The 17,893-nt window shown below is 70.4% G+C and carries 16 protein-coding genes and 2 pseudogenes; 5 read left to right on the forward strand and 13 right to left on the reverse strand.

The features are described 5' to 3' along the window. Positions 1–235 precede the first annotated feature (235 nt). The 5 genes and pseudogenes from BN971_RS18585 to BN971_RS18605 all read right to left on the reverse strand — a co-directional run bounded on the left by BN971_RS18585 (position 236) and on the right by BN971_RS18605 (position 5,502). On the reverse strand, positions 236–1,396 hold the full coding sequence (locus tag BN971_RS18585) for an acyl-CoA dehydrogenase family protein (protein ID WP_085181287.1): 1,161 nt from the start codon (positions 1,394–1,396) through the stop codon (positions 236–238). 163 nt (positions 1,397–1,559) lie between these two features. Beyond that, positions 1,560–2,993, reverse strand: coding sequence for a GTPase HflX (gene hflX, locus BN971_RS18590; RefSeq protein WP_085181288.1), 1,434 nt, complete (start codon positions 2,991–2,993; stop codon positions 1,560–1,562). 46 nt (positions 2,994–3,039) lie between these two features. Beyond that, positions 3,040–3,951 (reverse strand): diaminopimelate epimerase, encoded by a 912-nt coding sequence (gene dapF, locus BN971_RS18595; RefSeq protein ID WP_276010755.1) that lies wholly within the window; start codon positions 3,949–3,951, stop codon positions 3,040–3,042. Then, positions 3,917–4,423: pseudogene (locus tag BN971_RS18600) on the reverse strand (tRNA (adenosine(37)-N6)-dimethylallyltransferase); the annotation flags it as partial. The pseudogene BN971_RS18600 and the gene dapF, both read right to left, overlap by 35 nt. A gap of 107 nt (positions 4,424–4,530) precedes the next feature. Further along, positions 4,531–5,502, reverse strand: a complete 972-nt coding sequence (locus BN971_RS18605) for a DMT family transporter (protein ID WP_085181291.1) — start codon at positions 5,500–5,502, stop codon at positions 4,531–4,533. Positions 5,503–5,873: 371 nt separating this feature from the next. On the opposite strand from BN971_RS18605, the gene BN971_RS18610 reads away from it, so the two are divergent. Next, entirely contained in the window at positions 5,874–7,235 is a 1,362-nt protein-coding gene (locus tag BN971_RS18610; protein ID WP_085181292.1) for a DUF349 domain-containing protein, read from the forward strand. 3 nt (positions 7,236–7,238) lie between these two features. On the opposite strand, the gene BN971_RS18615 is transcribed toward BN971_RS18610, so the two are convergent. From BN971_RS18615 to pgsA, 7 genes and pseudogenes are all read right to left on the reverse strand, one after another. After that, on the reverse strand, positions 7,239–7,820 hold the full coding sequence (locus BN971_RS18615) for an Rv2732c family membrane protein (RefSeq protein ID WP_085181293.1): 582 nt from the start codon (positions 7,818–7,820) through the stop codon (positions 7,239–7,241). Next, the gene (gene miaB / locus BN971_RS18620; protein WP_264026725.1) at positions 7,817–9,361 is read right to left on the reverse strand and encodes a tRNA (N6-isopentenyl adenosine(37)-C2)-methylthiotransferase MiaB; all 1,545 of its coding nucleotides are present in this window, start codon (positions 9,359–9,361) and stop codon (positions 7,817–7,819) included. The genes BN971_RS18615 and miaB overlap by 4 nt, the downstream gene beginning before the upstream one ends. A 61-nt stretch (positions 9,362–9,422) precedes the next feature. Beyond that, positions 9,423–9,944 (reverse strand): recombination regulator RecX, encoded by a 522-nt coding sequence (recX, locus tag BN971_RS18625; protein WP_085181294.1) that lies wholly within the window; start codon positions 9,942–9,944, stop codon positions 9,423–9,425. Then, complete coding sequence (gene recA / locus BN971_RS18630) at positions 9,910–10,950, reverse strand: recombinase RecA (protein WP_085181295.1); 1,041 nt, start codon at positions 10,948–10,950, stop codon at positions 9,910–9,912. Before recA ends, recX begins: the two co-directional genes overlap by 35 nt. Positions 10,951–11,192: 242 nt before the next feature. Then, the gene (locus BN971_RS18635; protein WP_425436615.1) at positions 11,193–11,387 is read right to left on the reverse strand and encodes a DUF3046 domain-containing protein; all 195 of its coding nucleotides are present in this window, start codon (positions 11,385–11,387) and stop codon (positions 11,193–11,195) included. A gap of 22 nt (positions 11,388–11,409) precedes the next feature. Then, a pseudogene (locus BN971_RS18640) lies at positions 11,410–12,126 on the reverse strand (glycosyltransferase); the annotation flags it as partial. A gap of 1 nt (position 12,127) precedes the next feature. Continuing rightward, positions 12,128–12,730 carry a CDP-diacylglycerol--glycerol-3-phosphate 3-phosphatidyltransferase gene (pgsA, locus tag BN971_RS18645; RefSeq protein WP_085181302.1) on the reverse strand — a complete coding sequence of 201 codons (603 nt, stop codon included), beginning with the start codon at positions 12,728–12,730 and terminating at the stop codon, positions 12,128–12,130. A gap of 56 nt (positions 12,731–12,786) precedes the next feature. Between pgsA and BN971_RS18650 the strand changes: the two genes are divergently transcribed. After that, positions 12,787–13,302, forward strand: coding sequence for an amino-acid N-acetyltransferase (locus tag BN971_RS18650; protein ID WP_170322195.1), 516 nt, complete (start codon positions 12,787–12,789; stop codon positions 13,300–13,302). 101 nt (positions 13,303–13,403) lie between these two features. Here BN971_RS18650 and BN971_RS18655 read toward each other — a convergent pair whose 3' ends face one another. Beyond that, on the reverse strand, positions 13,404–15,695 hold the full coding sequence (locus BN971_RS18655; RefSeq protein WP_170322196.1) for an FtsK/SpoIIIE family DNA translocase: 2,292 nt from the start codon (positions 15,693–15,695) through the stop codon (positions 13,404–13,406). 159 nt (positions 15,696–15,854) lie between these two features. Here BN971_RS18655 and BN971_RS18660 point away from each other — a divergent pair, with 159 nt between their 5' ends. From BN971_RS18660 to BN971_RS18670, 3 genes are read left to right on the forward strand one after another with little or no spacing between them, the layout of a single operon-like run. Continuing rightward, positions 15,855–16,169 (forward strand): putative quinol monooxygenase, encoded by a 315-nt coding sequence (locus BN971_RS18660; protein WP_085181305.1) that lies wholly within the window; start codon positions 15,855–15,857, stop codon positions 16,167–16,169. Next, a complete protein-coding gene (locus BN971_RS18665) occupies positions 16,169–17,011 on the forward strand; it encodes a mycofactocin-coupled SDR family oxidoreductase (protein WP_085181306.1) in 843 nt (280 codons plus the stop codon). The genes BN971_RS18660 and BN971_RS18665 overlap by 1 nt, the downstream gene beginning before the upstream one ends. Before the next feature lie 6 nt (positions 17,012–17,017). Beyond that, entirely contained in the window at positions 17,018–17,890 is an 873-nt protein-coding gene (locus BN971_RS18670) for an SAM-dependent methyltransferase (RefSeq protein WP_090350432.1), read from the forward strand. The last annotated feature ends 3 nt before the right edge of the window (positions 17,891–17,893 follow it).

The following is a 17,893-nucleotide window of genomic DNA, read 5'->3' on the forward strand; positions in this document are numbered from 1 at the left end:
AAAACGGATACCGTGCCGATGTCGAATTGATGCACGGTCGCGCCCGCCCGGATATACGGCCGCGGCAATGCCGACCGAATGGTCGCCCCGCTCGCCGGCACGGCGATACGCGGCCACCCAATCCACGCACGAATACCGCATGGGGCGACGGTACGTGAAGCCCTGCGCCGGACAAACATCCACCCGACCGAAACGGACGACGACGGCGTGATCGCCGTGGTGATACCGCGCCGGATCAGACCCCGAGGCTGCGGCCGATGATCTCCTTCATGATCTCGGTCGTCCCGCCGTAGATCGTCTGCACGCGGGCGTCGAGGTACGAACGGGCAACGGGATATTCGCGCATGTAGCCGTAGCCGCCGTGCAGCTGCAGGCAGCGGTCGATCACGTACACCTGCTTTTCGGTGGAGTACCACTTGGCCATCGCCGCCTGTTCGGCCGTCAGCTTGTGGTCCAGGTGCAAACGGATGAATTCGTCGACCATCATGCGGACCACGGTGGTCTCGGTCGCCAATTCGGCGAGCACGAAGCGGCTGTTCTGGAAACTGCCGATCGGCTTGCCAAAGGCCTTGCGCTCCTTGGTGTATTGCAGGGTCTGCTCCAGCACCTGCTCCATGGCGGCGGCCGCCATGATCGCGATCGAGATGCGTTCCTGCGGCAGGTTCTGCATGAGGTAGATGAACCCCATGCCCTCTTCGCCCAGCAGGTTCTCGGCCGGAACCTTGACGTCGGTGAACGACAACTCGGCGGTGTCCTGGGCGTCCAGCCCGATCTTGTCCAGGTGCCGGCCGCGCTCGAAACCTTCCATGCCGCGCTCGACGACGAGCAATGAAAAGCCTTGCGCGCCTTTGTCCGGATCCGTCTGTGCGACGACGATCACCAGGTCGGAGTTGATCCCGTTGGTAATGAACGTCTTTGACCCGTTAAGCACGTAATGGTCGCCCTGCTTGACCGCGCGGGTCTTGATGCCCTGCAGGTCACTGCCGGTCCCGGGCTCGGTCATGGCGATGGCGGTGATGATTTCGCCGGTGCAGAACTTCGGCAGCCAGCGCTGTTTCTGCTCCTCGGTGGTCAGCGCGAGCAGGTACGGAGCCACGATGTCGTTGTGCAGGCCGAAACCGATTCCGCTGTAACGCCCGACGCTGGTTTCCTCGGTGATGATCGTGTTGTACCGGAAGTCGGGGTTACCCCCGCCGCCGTATTCCTCGGGCACGGCCATGCCGAGGAAGCCCTGTTTGCCGGCCTCGAGCCACACCCCGCGGTCGACGATCTTCGCCTTCTCCCATTCGTCGTGATAGGGCGCGACGTGGCGGTCGAGGAAGCCCCGGTAAGACTCCCGGAACAGATCGTGTTCGGGCTCGAAAAGAGTGCGCTGGTACTTGACGGCACTGCTCATGGGACGACCTTCCGGCGAATGGAGACTGTGCCGCCCAACATATACCAACCGGACGGTTGGTAGACAGTGAGGCGACCCGTCGGCGCTCCTTTTGGCGGCGCGACACTGAACTCACGCACACGACACGCCGGGACGGGTGTGCGTGGTTACAGCCTCAGCGCGCTTAGCGGGCGGCAAACGCCTGCAGGCTGGCCGCCAGCGCGGCCGGCACGCGCGCCTTGATCCGGGTGCCCTCGGGGTTGTGTTCCTCCTGCTGCACCCGGCCGTCGGCGTGCAGGCGTGCGACCAGGTCCCCGCGGTCATACGGGATCACCACGTCGACGGCCGCGTCGCTGGGGGCGGCGAGCTCGCCGATGCGCCGCCGCAGGGCGTCGATGCCGTCGCCGGTGCGCGCCGAGACGAACACCGCGCCGGGCAGGGCGTGCCGAAGCTTGGCCAGCGCCAGGTCGCTGGCCGCGTCGATCTTGTTCACCACCAGCAGCTCGGGCGGGGCGTCGCCGCGATGGTCGGCGACCACCTCCCCGATCACCTGGCGCACGGCGTTGATCTGCGCCAGCGGGTTGGCGTCGGAGCCGTCGACCACGTGAACCAGCAGGTCGGCGTCGACGACCTCCTCCAGCGTGGAGCGGAAGGCCTCAACCAGCTGGGTGGGCAGGTGCCGGACGAAGCCGACGGTGTCGGTGAGCACGAACGGGCGGCCGTCGGAGAACTGCGCGCGCCGGGTGGTGGGTTCCAGCGTGGCGAACAGCGCGTCCTGAACGAGCACGCCCGCCCCGGTCAGCGCGTTGAGCAGGCTGGACTTGCCGGCGTTGGTGTAGCCGACGATCGCGACCGACGGCGCGTCGCTGGCCAGCCGCCGGCTGCGCTGGGTGTCGCGGACCTGCTTCATGTCCTTGATGTCGCGGCGCAGCTTGGACATCCGCTCGCGGATGCGGCGGCGATCGGTCTCGATCTTGGTTTCACCGGGACCCCGCAGGCCCACTCCCCCGCCGCTGCCGCCGGCGCGGCCGCCGGCCTGCCGGGACATCGACTCACCCCAGCCGCGCAGCCGGGGCAGCATGTACTCCATCTGGGCCAGCGACACCTGCGCCTTGCCCTCCCGGCTGGTGGCGTGCTGGGCGAAGATGTCCAATATCAGCGCGGTGCGGTCGATGACCTTGACCTTGACCGCCTTCTCCAGCGCCGTGAGCTGCGCCGGGGACAGCTCGCCGTCGCAGATGACGGTGTCGGCGCCGGTGGCCAGCACCACCTCACGCAACTCGGCGGCCTTGCCGGAACCGATGTAGGTGGCCGGATCCGGCTTGTCGCGGCGCTGGATGAGCGCCTCGAGGACCTGCGAACCGGCGGTTTCGGCCAGGGCCGCGAGCTCGGCCATGCTGGCCTGGCTGTCGGCCGAGGTGCCGTCGGTCCAGACGCCCACCAGGACGACGCGCTCCAGCCGCAGCTGGCGGTATTCGACCTCCGAGACGTCGGTGAGCTCGGTCGACAGGCCCGCGACGCGGCGCAGCGCGGAGCGGTCTTCGAGGGCGAGTTCGCCGGTGCTGGGCTCGGGCAGCGGCTCGCGCAGCGGCTGGGGAGAGTTCTCGGGATTCGTCATAGGCAATAACAGATGATGCACGCGAAATCGGTGGCGTGCATCCGAATTAACGCTGCTGTGCGTGCCACCATTCCCCGCTGATCTCCCCGTGGGCCACCAGCACCGAAGGGCCCCGCAGGTAACTGGTCGCCTCGGTGATGCTGACGACGACGTCGCCGCCGGGCACGCGCACCGTCAGGCTCCCGGTCTGGGCACCGTCGCCGGCCAGCGCGGCCACCGCGGCCGCGACCGTTCCCGTGCCGCAGGACCGGGTTTCCCCGACGCCGCGCTCGTGGACGCGCATCCGGACCACCCCGCCTGCCGGGGCCGTCAGCACCTCGACGTTGACCCCGTCCGGGAACTGGCCGCGGTCGTAGCGCACCGGCGCCGCGACGTCGAGGGCCGCCAGCCCCTCGGCGGTCAGGTCGCGGTCCATGCACGCCAGGTGTGGATTGCCCACGTCCACGGCGAGGCCGGCGAACCGCCGTCCGCCGATGACGGCCTCTCCCGGCCCGAGCGCATTGGCTTTGCCCATGTCGACGGTGACGTCGGCGCAGCTGGCGTCCACGCGGTGCACGGTGACCGGCCGGGGGCCGGCCAGCGACGCGACCACGAAGTCGGCGCGGGATTCCAGGCCGCTGGTCCGCAGGTAATGCGCGAACACCCGGACGCCGTTGCCGCACATCTGGGCGGTCGAGCCGTCGGCGTTGCGGTAGTCCATGTACCAGTCGCCCGCGTTCACCCCGTCGGGCAGGCGGTCCAGCACGCCGGCGGCCAGCGCCGCGCCGGCGGTGGTGACGCGCAGGACGCCGTCTGCGCCCAACCCCCGTCGCCGGTCGCACAGCGCGGCCACCCGGGCCGCGTCCAGCGTCAGCCCGGCGTCGAGGTCGGGCAGCAGCACGAAATCGTTTTCGGTGCCGTGGCCCTTGGCAAATCTCACCTGTTCAGGGTACGTGCCGCCACGCCCGCACGGCGGCATCGACCAGTTCGGCATCGCGGGCGTCCAGCCACTGCACCCGGTGGTCGCGGCGGAACCACGACCGCTGCCGTCGCACGTAGCGCCGGGTGCCCACGTAGGTCTGCTCGCGCGCCTCCCGGATCCGCTCGGGCCCCCCGCCTGCGTCGATCGCGGCGATCACCTGGGCGTACCCCAGGGCGCGCGAGGCGGTGACCCCGTCGCGCAGACCCGCGCGCAGCAGCCCCTCGACCTCGCCGAGAAGCCCCCGGTCGAACATGGCGTCGGTCCGCCTGGCCAGCCGCTCGTCGAGAACGTCTGTGTCGCAGTCCAATCCGACGATCGCGGTGTCCCACCTCGGGGCGCCGATCCTCGGCGCCGACGCGGCGAACGGCCGCCCGGTCAGCTCGACGACCTCCAGCGCCCGCACCGTGCGGCGGCCGTCGGTGGGCAGGATCGCGGCGGCCGCGTCCGGGTCGCGGCGGGCCAGCTCGGCGGCCGCTCCCGCGACCTCGGGGACCAGCACGGGCGCCGAGGGGACGATCGCAATGGCGCTCAGCACGCCACCAAACTAGTGCCTCGCCGGCGGGGCGCGCGGCGAAGCTAGGTGATCGTCCGGCCGCCGTCGGACGAGGCGGGGGCTACCCCCTCGCCCGGGGCTTCCGGCGCGATGCTTTCGTGCGCACCGTCGAGGTCGACGTCGCGGCCCACCTCGGCGGCCATCGAGGCGGCCTCGCCGCGGGCCAGCGCAACGGTGGCGACGATGACCATCGCCACCGCGGCGACGAGAACGACCGCCAGGGGGCCCCGTGCGCCGAGCGTCTCGCCGAGCACGGTGACGCCCAGGACGCCGGCCACCACGGGCTTGGCGACGGTCATCGTCGGCAGGGAAGCGGTCAGTGCACCGGCGCGAAACGCCGACTGCTGGAAGACCATTCCGCACAGGGCGACCAGCAGCCACGGATAGAACTCGGGGGCGCGCAGCACGTTCCCCGGCCCTCCTTCGGCCACCTCGACGACCCCCTTGGTCAGCACGGCGAACAACGCCAGCGACGAACCCGCCACCAGCGCCAGCAGGATCGCGGCGATCGGACGCCCCCGCCAGACCCGCGCCGCGAGCACGCACAGCACCAGCGCGGGGCCCATCACCACGGCGACGATCAGCCACGTGGACAGCGACGCCCGTTGCCGGCCGGACGCAGGGTCACCAACGATGATCACCACCGCCAGCGAGGCGGCCAGCACGACCGCCCACATCCATTCCCAGCGGGTCGTGCGGTGGTGGCTCAGCTTCGCATAGATCGGCAGGGCGAACAGCAGCGCGGACACCTGCAGGGCCGTGACCAGCACCACCGAGCCCCAGGCCAGGGCCCCGGCCTGCAGGCTGTAGTTGACGATCGCCGCCAGGCCCCCCATCCACCAGCGCTTGTCGCGCAGGGACATGCGGAACAACTCCAGATGCCCGACTTCCTTGTCGGTGATCTCCTGCGCGGACCGTTGCCGGATCACGTCGCCCACCGCGGAGGCCAGCGCCGCGCACAGCGCGATCAGCGCCGCGACGTCCACCTTCGTCATGGGAACCCCCTTACCAGCGTTGCGACCAGCGTTCCCTACGAAAGCTGCCTGTACACGTGACGTTTGATACCGGTTAAGCCAGAACCACTGTAGTGCGGGCGGGCCGGCGGTCTCGATACGACGGGCCGCGATCGTCCAACTACTTGTACTCGACGATGCTATGCCCGACTGGGCGCGGCCTTCGCGCCGGCAAATCCCGCCCGCAAGGTTGCACCGTGCGCCCCGCCAAGCTGCTTGAATACTGTGGGAACGGTTACGGAGCACCCGATGGACGCCTAGCGACGCCGTCGGGGCCGGGCCGATCGCACGGGTGCCGCTTCGCGCGGCAGGTGCGCGGGCTTGCACCCGCGCGAAAGGGTGGTGACGAGCGCATGACGGCTGACGAGCCCCGCACCGACGAAGCGGCCGGCCCGGTTTCGGTGCCCCCTCCGGGGCCCCCGCCCCGTCCCAGGCCCGGTCCCCGGCCCACCCCGGGTCCGCGGCCCAGCCACCCGGTGGCCCGCCCGGTCGCGGCGGCCCCGCACAGCGATCCGCGCAAGTTCGGACGAGTCGACGACGACGGCACGGTGTGGCTGATCAGCGCGGCCGGCGAGCGCGTCATCGGCTCGTGGCAGGCCGGTGAGCCGGACGCGGCGTTCGCCCACTTCGGCCGCCGGTTCGACGACCTGAGCACCGAGATCACGCTCCTGGAGGAGCGGCTGGCGGCCGGGACCGGCGACGCCCGCAAGATCAAGGCCAGCGCCGGCGCGCTGGCCGAGGCGCTGCCGACGGCGTCCGTGCTGGGTGACGTCGACGCCCTGGCGGCCCGCTTGACCGGCCTGGCCGAGCGGGCCGACGCGGCCATCGCGGCGGACCGCTCCCGGCGCGAGGAGCACCGGGCCGCCCAGACGGCCCGCAAGGAGGCGTTGGCCGCGGAGGCCGAGGACCTCGCCGCGAACTCGACCCAGTGGAAGGCGGCCGGCGACCGGCTGCGCGCGATCCTCGACGAGTGGAAGACGATCACCGGCCTGGACCGCAAGGTCGATGACGCGCTGTGGAAGCGGTATTCCGCGGCCCGGGAGTCCTTCAACCGGCGGCGCGGCTCGCACTTCTCCGAGCTGGACCGGGAACGTTCCGGGGTCCGGCAGGCCAAGGAACTTCTGTGCGAGCGGGCCGAGGAGCTGTCCGGCTCGACGGACTGGGGCGCCACCAGCGCGGAGTTCCGCAAGCTGCTCACCGAGTGGAAGGCGGCGGGGCGGGTCTCCCGCGAACTCGACGATGCCCTGTGGCACCGGTTCAAGGCCGCTCAGGACGCGTTCTTCACCGCCCGCAACGCGGCGACCGCGGAGAAGGACGCGGAGTTGCACGCCAACGCCGCGGCCAAAGAGGCGCTGCTGGCCGAGGCGGAGAAGCTCGACACCGCCAACCACGAGGCCGCCCGGGCCGCGCTGCGTTCGATCGCGGACAGGTGGGATGCGATCGGCCGGGTGCCGCGGGAACGTTCCGCCGAGCTGGAGCGGCGGCTGCGCGCCGTGGAGAAGAAGGTGCGCGACGCCGGCGACACCGGTTGGTCCGATCCGCAGGCGCAGGCCAGGGCCGAGCAGTTCCGGACCCGGGCGCAGCAGTACGAGCAGCAGGCGCAGAAGGCGGCCGCGGCGGGACGCACCAAAGAGGCCGAAGAGGCCAGCGCCAACGCCGAACAGTGGCGTCAGTGGGCCGATGCGGCCGCGCAGGCGCTGACCCGCAGGTCGTAGCGGTCAGGACCCCGGCGGGCGCTTGTCGTCGAAGGTGTCCAGCAGCGTGACCGACTGCTGTTCCTTGGCCAGCCGGCGCCGTTCCTCCTCGGCCGCGAGTTGGACGATGGTCCGCGTCCAGACCACGCGGGCCCATTGAAACGTCAGGGCGGCGACGGTGACCCAGGCGAGGATCAGCCCGATGCCGGGGCCGGGGTGGCCCGAGGCGACGGTCTGGCGCGACCAGACGGCCAACAGCCCGGCGGCGCAGGCGATCGCCGACCCCGCCAGCGCGATCCAGGCCAGCGCCCAGCGCCGGGTCATCAACGCCAGCATCGAGAAGCCGACGCCGAAAACCAGCGTGAGCCAGGTGAATACGCGCGACGGCAGGGCCACCGCCGCGGCGCTGGCGCCGTGGCTGCCGAACAGCACATCCCAGCCGCGCACGCTGCCGGTGTGGGGCAGCACGAACGTTCCCAGCAGCACGAACACCAGAATGGCCAGCACGAAACCCCTCGGACCGGGGTCGATCTCGCTGGCCACCCGCCGTTCGGCGGCCTCGATCTCGATGCGCAGGGCGGCGAGGTCGGTGTGTTCTTTCTTCATCGTGCACATCCTTCCGCGGAGGCTTGCGGTGGTGAGGGGGCCAGCCCGACGGCGGGCATCCCAAGGCCCACGCCGGAGGCGCGCTGACCGGCCGCGTGCGCGTCACCCGCGCGGGTGCGGCGGTGGGCGAGGATGCCCGCGTCCGCGATGAGGTGATGGGGCGCCGCCTCGGTGACCACCGTGGTGACGATGTCGCCGGGGCGCACCGCCGGGTCGGCCGCGAAGTGGACCAGCCGCCCGTCGCGTGCGCGGCCGGTCATGCGCGCCGTGCGGCTGTCCTTGCGTCCCTCGCCGGTGGCGACGAGCAATTCGACGGTCTGGCCGATCAGCGCGCGGTTACCCTCCAGCGATATCGACTCCTGCAGCTCCACCAGCCGCTCATAGCGTTCCTGGACAACGGCTTTCGGCACCTGCCCGGGCAGCTCGGCGGCCGGGGTGCCGGGCCGCTTGGAGTACTGGAAGGTGAAGGCCGCCGCGAACCGGGCCTGCCGGACGACGTCCAGCGTTGCCGCGAAGTCCTCTTCGGTCTCACCGGGGAAGCCGACGATGAGGTCGGTGGTGATGGCCGCGTGCGGCATGGCCGCCCGCACCCGGTCGATGATGCCGAGATAGCGGTCGGCGCGGTAGGACCGGCGCATCGCGCGCAGCACCCGGTCGGATCCCGATTGCAGCGGCATGTGCAGGGCGGGGCAGACATTCGGCGTCTGCGCCATCGCCTCGATCACGTCGTCGGTGAACTCGGCCGGATGCGGCGAGGTGAACCGCACCCGTTCCAGGCCGTCGACGGCGCCGCAGGCGCGCAGCAGCTTGGCGAAGGCGCCGCGATCCCGGGGCTGCGCCGGGTCGGCGAACGAAACCCCGTAGGCGTTGACGTTCTGGCCGAGCAGCGTCACCTCCAGGACGCCGTCGTCCACCAGCGATCGCACCTCGGCCAGGACGTCGGCGGGGTTGCGGTCGACCTCCTTGCCGCGCAGCGCCGGGACGATGCAGAACGTGCACGTGTTGTTGCACCCGACCGAGATGGAAACCCAAGCGGCATAGGCGGATTCGCGGGCACTCGGCAGCGACGACGGGAACTCCCGCAGGGCCTCGGCGATTTCCACCTGGGCGACCTTGTTGTGCCGCGCCCGGTCGAGCAGCGTGGGCAGCGACCCGATGTTGTGGGTGCCGAACACGACGTCGACCCACGGCGCCTTGCGCAGCAGCGCCTCCCGGTCCTTCTGCGCCAGGCAGCCGCCGACCGCGATCTGCATCTCGGGGTTGCCCCGCTTGCGCGGCGCCAGGTGGCTGAGGTTGCCGTACAGCTTGTTGTCGGCGTTCTCGCGCACCGCGCAGGTGTTGAAGACCACCACGTCGGCTTCCCCGAACTGGGCACCCTCGGCCGCCCGCTGGTAGCCGGCCGCTTCGAGCAGGCCCGCCAACCGCTCGGAGTCGTGGACGTTCATCTGGCAGCCGTAGGTGCGGACCTGATAGGTGCGCGCCGACGCGGGGCCCGGCCCCGACGGCGCCGCCGGCGCCCCCAGGGCCTCTCGCGCCACCAACGAAGTCACGGAGCCATGGTACGGCGACCGGACGGCGGCCGAGAAACCGCAGCTCAGGGCTCTAGACTCGTCGGCGTTCCCGCTCGGCGGCCAGCTCCCCGAACACCACCTCGCACGCCAGGTTCTGGCTGTAACCCCGGCGCGCGAGCATTCCCACGAGCCTTCGGGTGATGCGCGTGTCGTCCTGGCCCAGCGTTTCCCGGCGCAGCCTCGACCGCACCAGCTGCTCGGCGCGTTCACGCTCGGCGCCCGCGTCGATGCCGGCCAGCGCCGTCGTGATCACGTCGTTGTCGACGCCCTTGGTGTGCAGTTCGGCGGCCAGCGCGCGCCTGCTCTTGCCGGCGTTCGCCCGCCGGGACGACACCCACTGCCGGGCGAAGTCGGTGTCGTCCACCAGCCCGACCGCCGCCAACCGGTCGAGCACGGCGGCGCTGACCTGGTCGGGATAGCCGCGCTTGGCCAGCTGTGCGGACAACTCCGAACGCGTGCGCGCCCTCGCGGTGAGCAGGCGCAGGCACAGCGCCCGCGCCTGCTCCTCGCGGGAGGGCTCAGAAGTCGACGGGGGCGGGCAGGACGTCGTCATCGGTCACGACCGCACCAATGCCAAGCTTTTCCTTGATCTTCTTCTCGATCTCGTTGCCGACGTCGGCGTTGTCCACCAGGAAGGTGCGGGCGTTTTCCTTGCCCTGGCCGAGTTGCTCGCCCTCGTAGGTGAACCAGGAACCGGACTTGCGGATGAAGCCCTGATCCACGCCCATGTCGATCAGCGAGCCCTCCCTGCTGATGCCATGGCCGTAGAGGATGTCGAATTCCGCCTGCTTGAAGGGCGGCGACACCTTGTTCTTGACGATCTTGACCCGGGTGCGGTTGCCGACCGCGTTGGTGCCGTCCTTGAGCGTCTCGATCCGGCGCACGTCCATGCGCACCGACGCGTAGAACTTCAACGCCTTTCCGCCGGTGGTGGTTTCGGGGCTGCCGAACATCACCCCGATCTTTTCGCGGAGCTGGTTGATGAAGATCGCCGTGGTGCCCGAATTGTTCAGGGCGCCGGTCATTTTCCGCAGCGCCTGGCTCATCAGCCGGGCCTGCAGCCCGACGTGGCTGTCCCCCATCTCGCCCTCGAGCTCGGCGCGCGGCACCAGGGCCGCCACCGAGTCGATGACCAGGATGTCCAGCGCGCCGGAACGGATCAGCATGTCGGCGATCTCCAGGGCCTGCTCACCGGTGTCGGGCTGGCTGACCAGCAGCGAATCGGTGTCGACGCCGAGTTTCTTGGCGTAGTCCGGGTCCAGGGCGTGCTCGGCGTCGATGAACGCCGCGACGCCGCCGGCGGCCTGGGCGTTGGCCACCGCGTGCAGCGCGACGGTGGTCTTACCCGAGGACTCCGGTCCGTAGATCTCCACGACCCTGCCGCGCGGCAGGCCGCCGATGCCCAATGCCACGTCCAGTGCGATGGATCCGGTCGGGATGACCGAGATCGGCTGACGCATCTCGTCGCCGAGACGCATCACCGAGCCTTTGCCGTAGTTCTTTTCGATCTGGGCCATCGCCAGCTCGAGAGCCTTCTCGCGGTCGGGGGCTTGCGTCATGGTGCCTCTCCTGTAGTCGGTGTGTTCGCCTGACCGGTATCGGTCGGTTGGCCGTGACACTAGGCCCGGGGTCCGACAAGTCGATCCCTCCGAACACTCCCCACAGTAGACGAACAGGTGTTCGATTCAAGTTTGACACGCCGGGCCGTCGGCGAGTCTGCGTCGGCGGCGTCGAGCCTGCGGTGGTGGCGCCGGTTCCTCACCGGCGGCCGCCCTGAGCGCAGGCTCGGCGCGAAACGCGATCACCATTGCTCGCGGGGCACGTCGAAGTCGGCGCACAGGGCCCGCCAGACGTCGCGAGGCTCGGCGCCTTCCTCGATCGCCTGCGCGGCGGTCCGGCCCCCGAAACCGGTCAGCACGTGGTCTACCAGCACCGATGAACCGTAGGCGGCGCCGAATCGCAGCACGACCCGCTCGTGGAACTCCGTTAGCCGCACGCCAGCCAACATACCCAGCGATTCACCCCGCCAAAGCAAGCGCTTCGCGGCACACCCGCACCGGGTCGGCGACCCCGGCGACGCTCGAACTGGCCGCCCGCGCCGCCTCCCGGTAGCCGGGCGAGGCCAGCACCTCGCCCACCGCGGCGGCCAGCGCGTCGGCGGTCAGCGGCCGGATCAGCCTCCCGCTGCCGTGGCGCACCACCCGGTTGGCGATCTCCCACTGGTCCCCGCCGCCGGGCACCACCACCAGGGGGACCCCGGCGAGCAGTGTCTTGGCCACCATGCCGTGGCCGCCCCCGCAGATCACCACGTCGGCGCGCGTGAGCAGGTCGTCCTGGCGTCCCAGCCCCACCACCGCCCACGGCGGCACCGGCACCTGCGGGCCGCCCAGCCGGGACACCACCAGGCGCGAACCCTCGGGCAGCGTCTCCCCGGGGACAAGGCACCCCAGCGCGACCTCGGCCAGCCCTTCGGTGCCGGTCAGGGCGGTCGACGGCGCCACCACCACCACGGGTCCCCGGCCCGGCGGGATGTCCAGCACGCGGTCGGTCGGCTCGAAATGCAGCGGGCCCACCACCACCGCCTCCGCCGGCCAGTCCGGACGTGGGAGCTCCAGGGCGGGCAGGGTGGCGATCAGCCGCCGCAGCGGCCCGGGATCGGTGGCGGGCAAACCGATCTCGGCCCGAACGGCCGCGCGCTGGCGCAGCCCGGCCCGCCAGGACCGCGCGGTGAGCGACTCAGCGGCCGGGCGTCCGACGGACCTCCCGGACGGTCGAGGCCACGTAGTCGATGCCGGTGACGATCGTCAGCAGGATCGCGACCGCCATCACCACCGAGGCCGCCACGATGAATGGGCCGGAGAGCGGCAGGATGAACAACCCGATCGCGACGGCCTGGACCACCGTCTTGAGCTTGCCGCCCATGCTGGCGGGGATGACGCCGCGGCGAATGACCGCCAACCGCAGCAGGGTCACCCCGACCTCGCGGACCAGGATCACCACGGTGACCCACCACGGCAGCTCGTGGAGCATCGACAGCCCTATCAGCGCCGACCCGATCAGCGTCTTGTCGGCGATCGGATCGGCGAACGCGCCGAATTCGGTGGCCATGCCGTAGTTGCGGGCCAGCAGACCATCCAGCCGGTCGGTGATGCAGGCGACCGCGAAAACCACGAAAGCCACTAGCCGAAAGGCGGTTTGGCGGCCGTCCCCGGCAAAGAGCGCGAGCAGGAAAATCGGCACCAGCACCAGCCGCAGCAGCGTCAGAACGTTCGCCAGGTTGGCGATGCGGACGGGGTCCGGAGGTCCCGTCACTGGACCCGTTTCCGGCTGCCCCGACACGGCAACAGAATAGCGGTTGACCAGCGCGACCGATCCCGATGCCGATACTGTTACCCGTGACCGAAAGTCGACAGGATCACCGGCCGACAGTCCGGCGTGCGCGCACCTCTGACGTGCCCGCCATCAAACACCTCGTCGACACCTATTCCGGGAAGATCCTTCTGGAGAAGAACCTCGTCACGCTCTATGAGGCCGTTCAGGAGTTCTGGGTGGCCGAGATTGACGGCAGGGTGGTGGGCTGCGGGGCGCTGCACGTGCTGTGGGCGGACCTCGGCGAGATCCGCACCGTCGCGGTCGATCCGGCAATGACCGGCCGCGGCATCGGGCACGCGATCGTCAACCGGCTCCTGGAGGTCGCCCGCGAACTGCAGTTGGAGCGGTTGTTCGTGCTGACCTTCGAGACCGAGTTCTTCGGCAAGCACGGGTTCACCGAGATCGAGGGCACCCCGGTGACCGCAGAGGTGTTCGAGGAGATGTGTCGCTCCTACGACATCGGCGTCGCCGAGTTCCTGGATCTGAGCTACGTCAAGCCCAACATCCTGGGCAACTCCCGGATGCTGCTGGTCCTCTAGCCCCGCGAGCTGGGGGCGCCTCCCGCGAGCAGACGCAGAATCGCACTAAATGCGCTCTTCCAGTGGGATTCTGCGTCTGCTCGCGCCAAGGGGCTACCGCGCTACTCGGGGTCGCCCCCGTCGGCGTCGGCCCCGCCGCGGATCAGCGCCAGCGTGCCGGCCAGCTCGTCGGGCTTGACCAGCACCTCCCGGGCCTTGGACCCCTCGGAGGGCCCGACGATGCCGCGGGTCTCCATCAGATCCATCAGCCGGCCGGCCTTGGCGAACCCGACGCGCAGCTTGCGCTGCAGCATCGAGGTGGAGCCGAACTGGCTGGATACCACCAGCTCCACGGCCTGCAGGAACACGTCCATGTCGTCGCCGATGTCGGGGTCGACGTCGGTGCGCTCGCCGGTGGGCTTGGCGGTGGTGACGCCCTCGGTGTACTCGGGTTCGGCCTGGTCCTTGCAGGCGGCGACGACGGCCTGGATCTCCTCGTCGGTGATGTAGGCGCCCTGCAGCCGGATCGGCTTGCCGGCCCCCATGGGCAGGAACAGGCCGTCGCCCATCCCGATCAGTTTCTCGGCGCCGGCCTGGTCCAGGATCACCCGGCTGTCGGTGAGCGACGACGTGGCGAACGCCAGCCGCGACGGCACGTTGGTCTTGATGAGCCCGGTGACGACGTCGACCGACGGCCGCTGGGTGGCGAGCACCAGGTGGATGCCGGCGGCGCGCGCCTTCTGGGTGATCCGCACGATCGCGTCCTCGACGTCGCGGGGCGCCGTCATCATCAGGTCGGCGAGCTCGTCGACGATCGCGACGACGTACGGGTAGGGCCGGTACTCCCGCTGGCTGCCCAGCGGGGCGGTGATGGCCCCCGAGCGCACCTTGTCGTTGAAGTCGTCGATGTGCCGCACCCGCGAGGCTTGCATGTCCTGGTAGCGCTGTTCCATCTCCTCGACCAGCCACGCCAGCGCGGCCGCGGCCTTCTTCGGCTGGGTGATGATCGGCGTGATCAGGTGCGGAATGCCTTCATACGGCGTGAGTTCCACCATCTTCGGGTCGATCAGGATCATCCTGACCTCCTCGGGTGTGGCCCGGGTCAGCAGCGAGACCAGCATCGAGTTGACGAAGCTGGACTTGCCGGATCCGGTGGAGCCCGCGACCAGCAGGTGCGGCATCTTGGCCAGGTTGGCCGAGATGAAGTCGCCCTCGATGTCCTTGCCCAGCCCGATCACCAGCGGGTGGTGGTCGCGGCGGGTGGACGGCGCGGTCAGCACGTCGGCCAGCCGCACCATCTCGCGGTCGGTGTTGGGCACCTCGATGCCGACCGCGGACTTGCCCGGGATCGGGGCCAGCATGCGGACGCTCTCGGTGGCCACGGCGTAGGCGATGTTCTTCTGCAGGGCGGTGATCTTCTCCACCTTGACCCCGGGCCCCAGCTCCACCTCGTAGCGGGTGACGGTGGGGCCGCGCGTGCAGCCGGTGACGGCGGCGTCGACCTTGAACTGGTTGAGCACCTCGCCGATGGCGTCGGCCATGACGGTGTTGGCGGCGCTGCGCTTCTTGGGCGGGTCGCCCGCGACCAGCAGGCTCAGCGGCGGCAGGGTGTAGGGCCCCTCGACGACGCGGTCCACGATCTGCGTTTCCTGCTTCTTGGCGCGACGGCGGCTTCGCCCCGGCTCCGGAATGGTCGGAGAGTCGTCGGCGATCGGCTCGTCGAGCGCGGCCGGTGCGGCCTTGGCCGACGGCCACGCCTGCGGTTCCTCCGCCGGCGACTCGTCGTAGTAGCCGTCGGAGAAGTCTTCGCGGGGCTGGTCGTCGTCGAACTCGTCTGCGTAGTCGTAGGCGACGTCGTCATCGCGCATGAGCCGGGTCCCGAACATGGCACGCACCACGTCGGGCACCTCTTTGATCGTGGTCCCGGTCAGCAACAGCAGGCCGAACAGCGCCCCGATGAACAACAGCGGCGCGGCGATCCAGGCAGACAGCCCGTCGGACAGCGGCCCGCCGATCGCAAAGCCGATGAATCCGGCTGCGCGACGGCGCAATTCGGGGTCTTGCGGGGAGCCCGACCACAGGTGGCGCAGGCCCAGCACGGACAGTGCGATCAGGCTGGCGCCCAGGATCAGCCGGGGCCGCGCGTCGGGGTTCGGCTCGGTTCGCATCAGCGCGACCGCCACCGCCGCGGTGATCAGCGGCAGCACCAGGACACCCGAGCCGATGAAGGTCCGCAGCACGGTGTCCACCCAGGCGCCGACGGGCCGGGCGGCGTGGAACCACGAGCTCGCGGCGACGACGACGGACGCGCCGAGCAGCGGGGGCGCCGGTCGGGCGCGTCTCGATGCGCTCCGCGAAGCGGCCTTTGACCTGCTCGTTCGGGTCCCGGAGCGGGCGACGGTCTTACTCGGCATGGGGACCAGCCTAGTCGCTATCGCCTCAAATTCACCATCTGCCACACTGGTCACAAAAGTGTGTCGGTTCGGCCGCCGCGGGATCACCGAAGCGGCCCGCCGGCGAGTGGGTAGGGTGACAGCCGTCACCCCGTGCCACACACCCGAGGAGCCCCCAGCATGCCCGTCGTCGTCGTCGCCACCATGACCGTCAAACCCGAGTCGGTCGACACCGTCCGCGACATCCTGACCACCGCTGTGTCAGAAGTGCACGACGAACCCGGCTGCCAGCTCTACTCGCTGCACCAGAGCGGGGAGACCTTCGTCTTCGTCGAGCAGTGGGCCGACGAGGAGGCGCTCAAGACCCACAGCACCGCGCCGGCGATCGGCAAGATGTTCGCGGCGGTCGGGGAGCACCTGGCCGGCGCGCCGGACATCAAGATGCTGCAGCCGGTTCCGGCGGGCGACGCGGACAAGGGACAGCTGCGCCGCTGATGAGCGGCCCCACGAGCGCACCCCGCGGCGGCCCCCTGAGCGGGAAGGTCGCCTTAATCACCGGCGCCGCGCGCGGCCAGGGCCGGGCGCACGCGGTCCGGCTGGCCGCGGACGGTGCGGACATCATCGCGGTCGACCTGTGCGACCAGATCGCCAGCGTCCCCTACCCCCTGGCCACACCCGAGGATCTGGCCGCCACCGTGAAACTGGTCGAGGACACCGGCGCCCGCATCGTGGCCAAGCAGGGCGACGTGCGCGACCGCCGGTCGCTGTCCGCCGCGCTGCAGGCCGGGCTCGACGAGCTCGGCCGGCTCGACATCGTCGTGGCCAACGCCGGCATCGCCCCCATGCAATCCGGCGACGACGGCTGGCGCGACGTCATCGACGTCAACCTCACCGGCGTCTACCACACCATCAAGGCGGCGATCCCGACGATGGTCTCCCAGGGCGCCGGCGGGTCGATCGTGTTGATCAGTTCGGCCGCCGGGCTGGCCGGTGTCGGCAGCCCGGACGCGGGTTCGGTCGGCTACGCCGCCGCCAAGCACGGGGTGGTCGGGTTGATGCGGGTCTACGCGAACCTCCTTGCGGGGCAGAATATCCGGGTCAACTCCATCCATCCCACCGGCGTGGAAACCCCCATGATCAACAACGAGTTCACCCGGGAGTGGCTGGCCAAGATGGCCGCGGCGACGGACACGCCGGGAGCCATGGGCAATGCGCTGCCGGTGGAGGTCCTGCAGGCCGAGGACATCGCCAACGCGGTGGCATGGCTGGTGTCCGACCAGGCCCGTTACATCACCGGGGTCACCCTGCCGGTCGATGCGGGCTTCCTGAACAAGTAGCCCGCCATGAGCCGGAACATGGTGGCGCAGACGGCCTTCGGGCCGATGGTCCTGGCGGCCGTCGAGCAGAACGAGCCACCCGAGCGCCGGCTCGTGGACGACGACCTGGCCAACCTGTTCTTGCCGGCGCCCCTACGCTGGCTGGTGACCGCCACCCGGGTCGCCCCCGTGCGCCGCGCGATGATCCGGGCATCGGAGTGGTCGGGCCGCGGGCTGTGGGCAAACCTGGCCTGCCGCAAGCGATTCATCGGCGACAAGCTCGACGAGGCGCTCCCGGGAATCGAGGCCGTGGTCATCCTGGGCGCCGGCCTGGACACCCGTCCGTACCGGCTGACCCGGCGGGTCCGCATCCCGGTGTTCGAGGTGGACCTGCCGGTCAACATCGCCAGGAAGCTGGAGACGGTGCGGCGGGGGGTGGGGGGGGCGCCGCTGTCGGTGCGGCTGGTGGCGCTGGACCTGGAGCGCGACGACCTGCTGACGTCTCTGGCGGAGCACGGTTTTCGCACCGATTACCGCGCGTTCTTCATCTGTGAGGGCGTGACGCAGTACCTCAGCGAGGAAACCGTCCGGCGAACCCTGGAGGGGTTGCGCGCGGCCGCGCCGGGCAGCAGGCTGCTGTTCACCTACGTCCGCCGGGACTTCATCGACGGGACGAACCGATACGGCACCCGCACCCTGTATCGCAGCGTGCGTGAACGCCGGCAGCTGTGGCACTTCGGATTACAGCCCGAGGAGGTCGGCGATTTCATCGCCGCCTACGGGTGGCGGCTGGTGGAACAGGCCGGGCCCGACGACCTCGTCCGGCGCTACGTTGAGCCCACCGGCCGGAAACTCAAAGCCTCCCAGGTGGAATGGTCGGCCTTCGCGGAGAAGGTCTAGGCC

Source organism: Mycobacterium bohemicum DSM 44277 (genome assembly GCF_001053185.1).
Taxonomy (GTDB): domain Bacteria; phylum Actinomycetota; class Actinomycetes; order Mycobacteriales; family Mycobacteriaceae; genus Mycobacterium; species Mycobacterium bohemicum.

Excerpts from the sequence above, each read along its gene's own strand:
- recX (WP_085181294.1), bottom strand. The coding sequence starts at position 9,944 with ATGACGACGTCCTGCCCGCCCCCGTCGACTTCTGAGCCCTCCCGCGAG.
- recA (WP_085181295.1), bottom strand. The coding sequence starts at position 10,950 with ATGACGCAAGCCCCCGACCGCGAGAAGGCTCTCGAGCTGGCGATGGCC.
- BN971_RS18610 (WP_085181292.1), top strand. The coding sequence starts at position 5,874 with ATGACGGCTGACGAGCCCCGCACCGACGAAGCGGCCGGCCCGGTTTCG.
- BN971_RS18670 (WP_090350432.1), top strand. The coding sequence starts at position 17,018 with ATGAGCCGGAACATGGTGGCGCAGACGGCCTTCGGGCCGATGGTCCTG.
- BN971_RS18585 (WP_085181287.1), bottom strand. The coding sequence starts at position 1,396 with ATGAGCAGTGCCGTCAAGTACCAGCGCACTCTTTTCGAGCCCGAACAC.
- BN971_RS18615 (WP_085181293.1), bottom strand. The coding sequence starts at position 7,820 with ATGAAGAAAGAACACACCGACCTCGCCGCCCTGCGCATCGAGATCGAG.
- BN971_RS18605 (WP_085181291.1), bottom strand. The coding sequence starts at position 5,502 with ATGACGAAGGTGGACGTCGCGGCGCTGATCGCGCTGTGCGCGGCGCTG.
- dapF (WP_276010755.1), bottom strand. The coding sequence starts at position 3,951 with ATGCCGCCGTGCGGGCGTGGCGGCACGTACCCTGAACAGGTGAGATTT.
- BN971_RS18660 (WP_085181305.1), top strand. The coding sequence starts at position 15,855 with ATGCCCGTCGTCGTCGTCGCCACCATGACCGTCAAACCCGAGTCGGTC.
- BN971_RS18655 (WP_170322196.1), bottom strand. The coding sequence starts at position 15,695 with ATGCCGAGTAAGACCGTCGCCCGCTCCGGGACCCGAACGAGCAGGTCA.
- BN971_RS18665 (WP_085181306.1), top strand. The coding sequence starts at position 16,169 with ATGAGCGGCCCCACGAGCGCACCCCGCGGCGGCCCCCTGAGCGGGAAG.
- hflX (WP_085181288.1), bottom strand. The coding sequence starts at position 2,993 with ATGACGAATCCCGAGAACTCTCCCCAGCCGCTGCGCGAGCCGCTGCCC.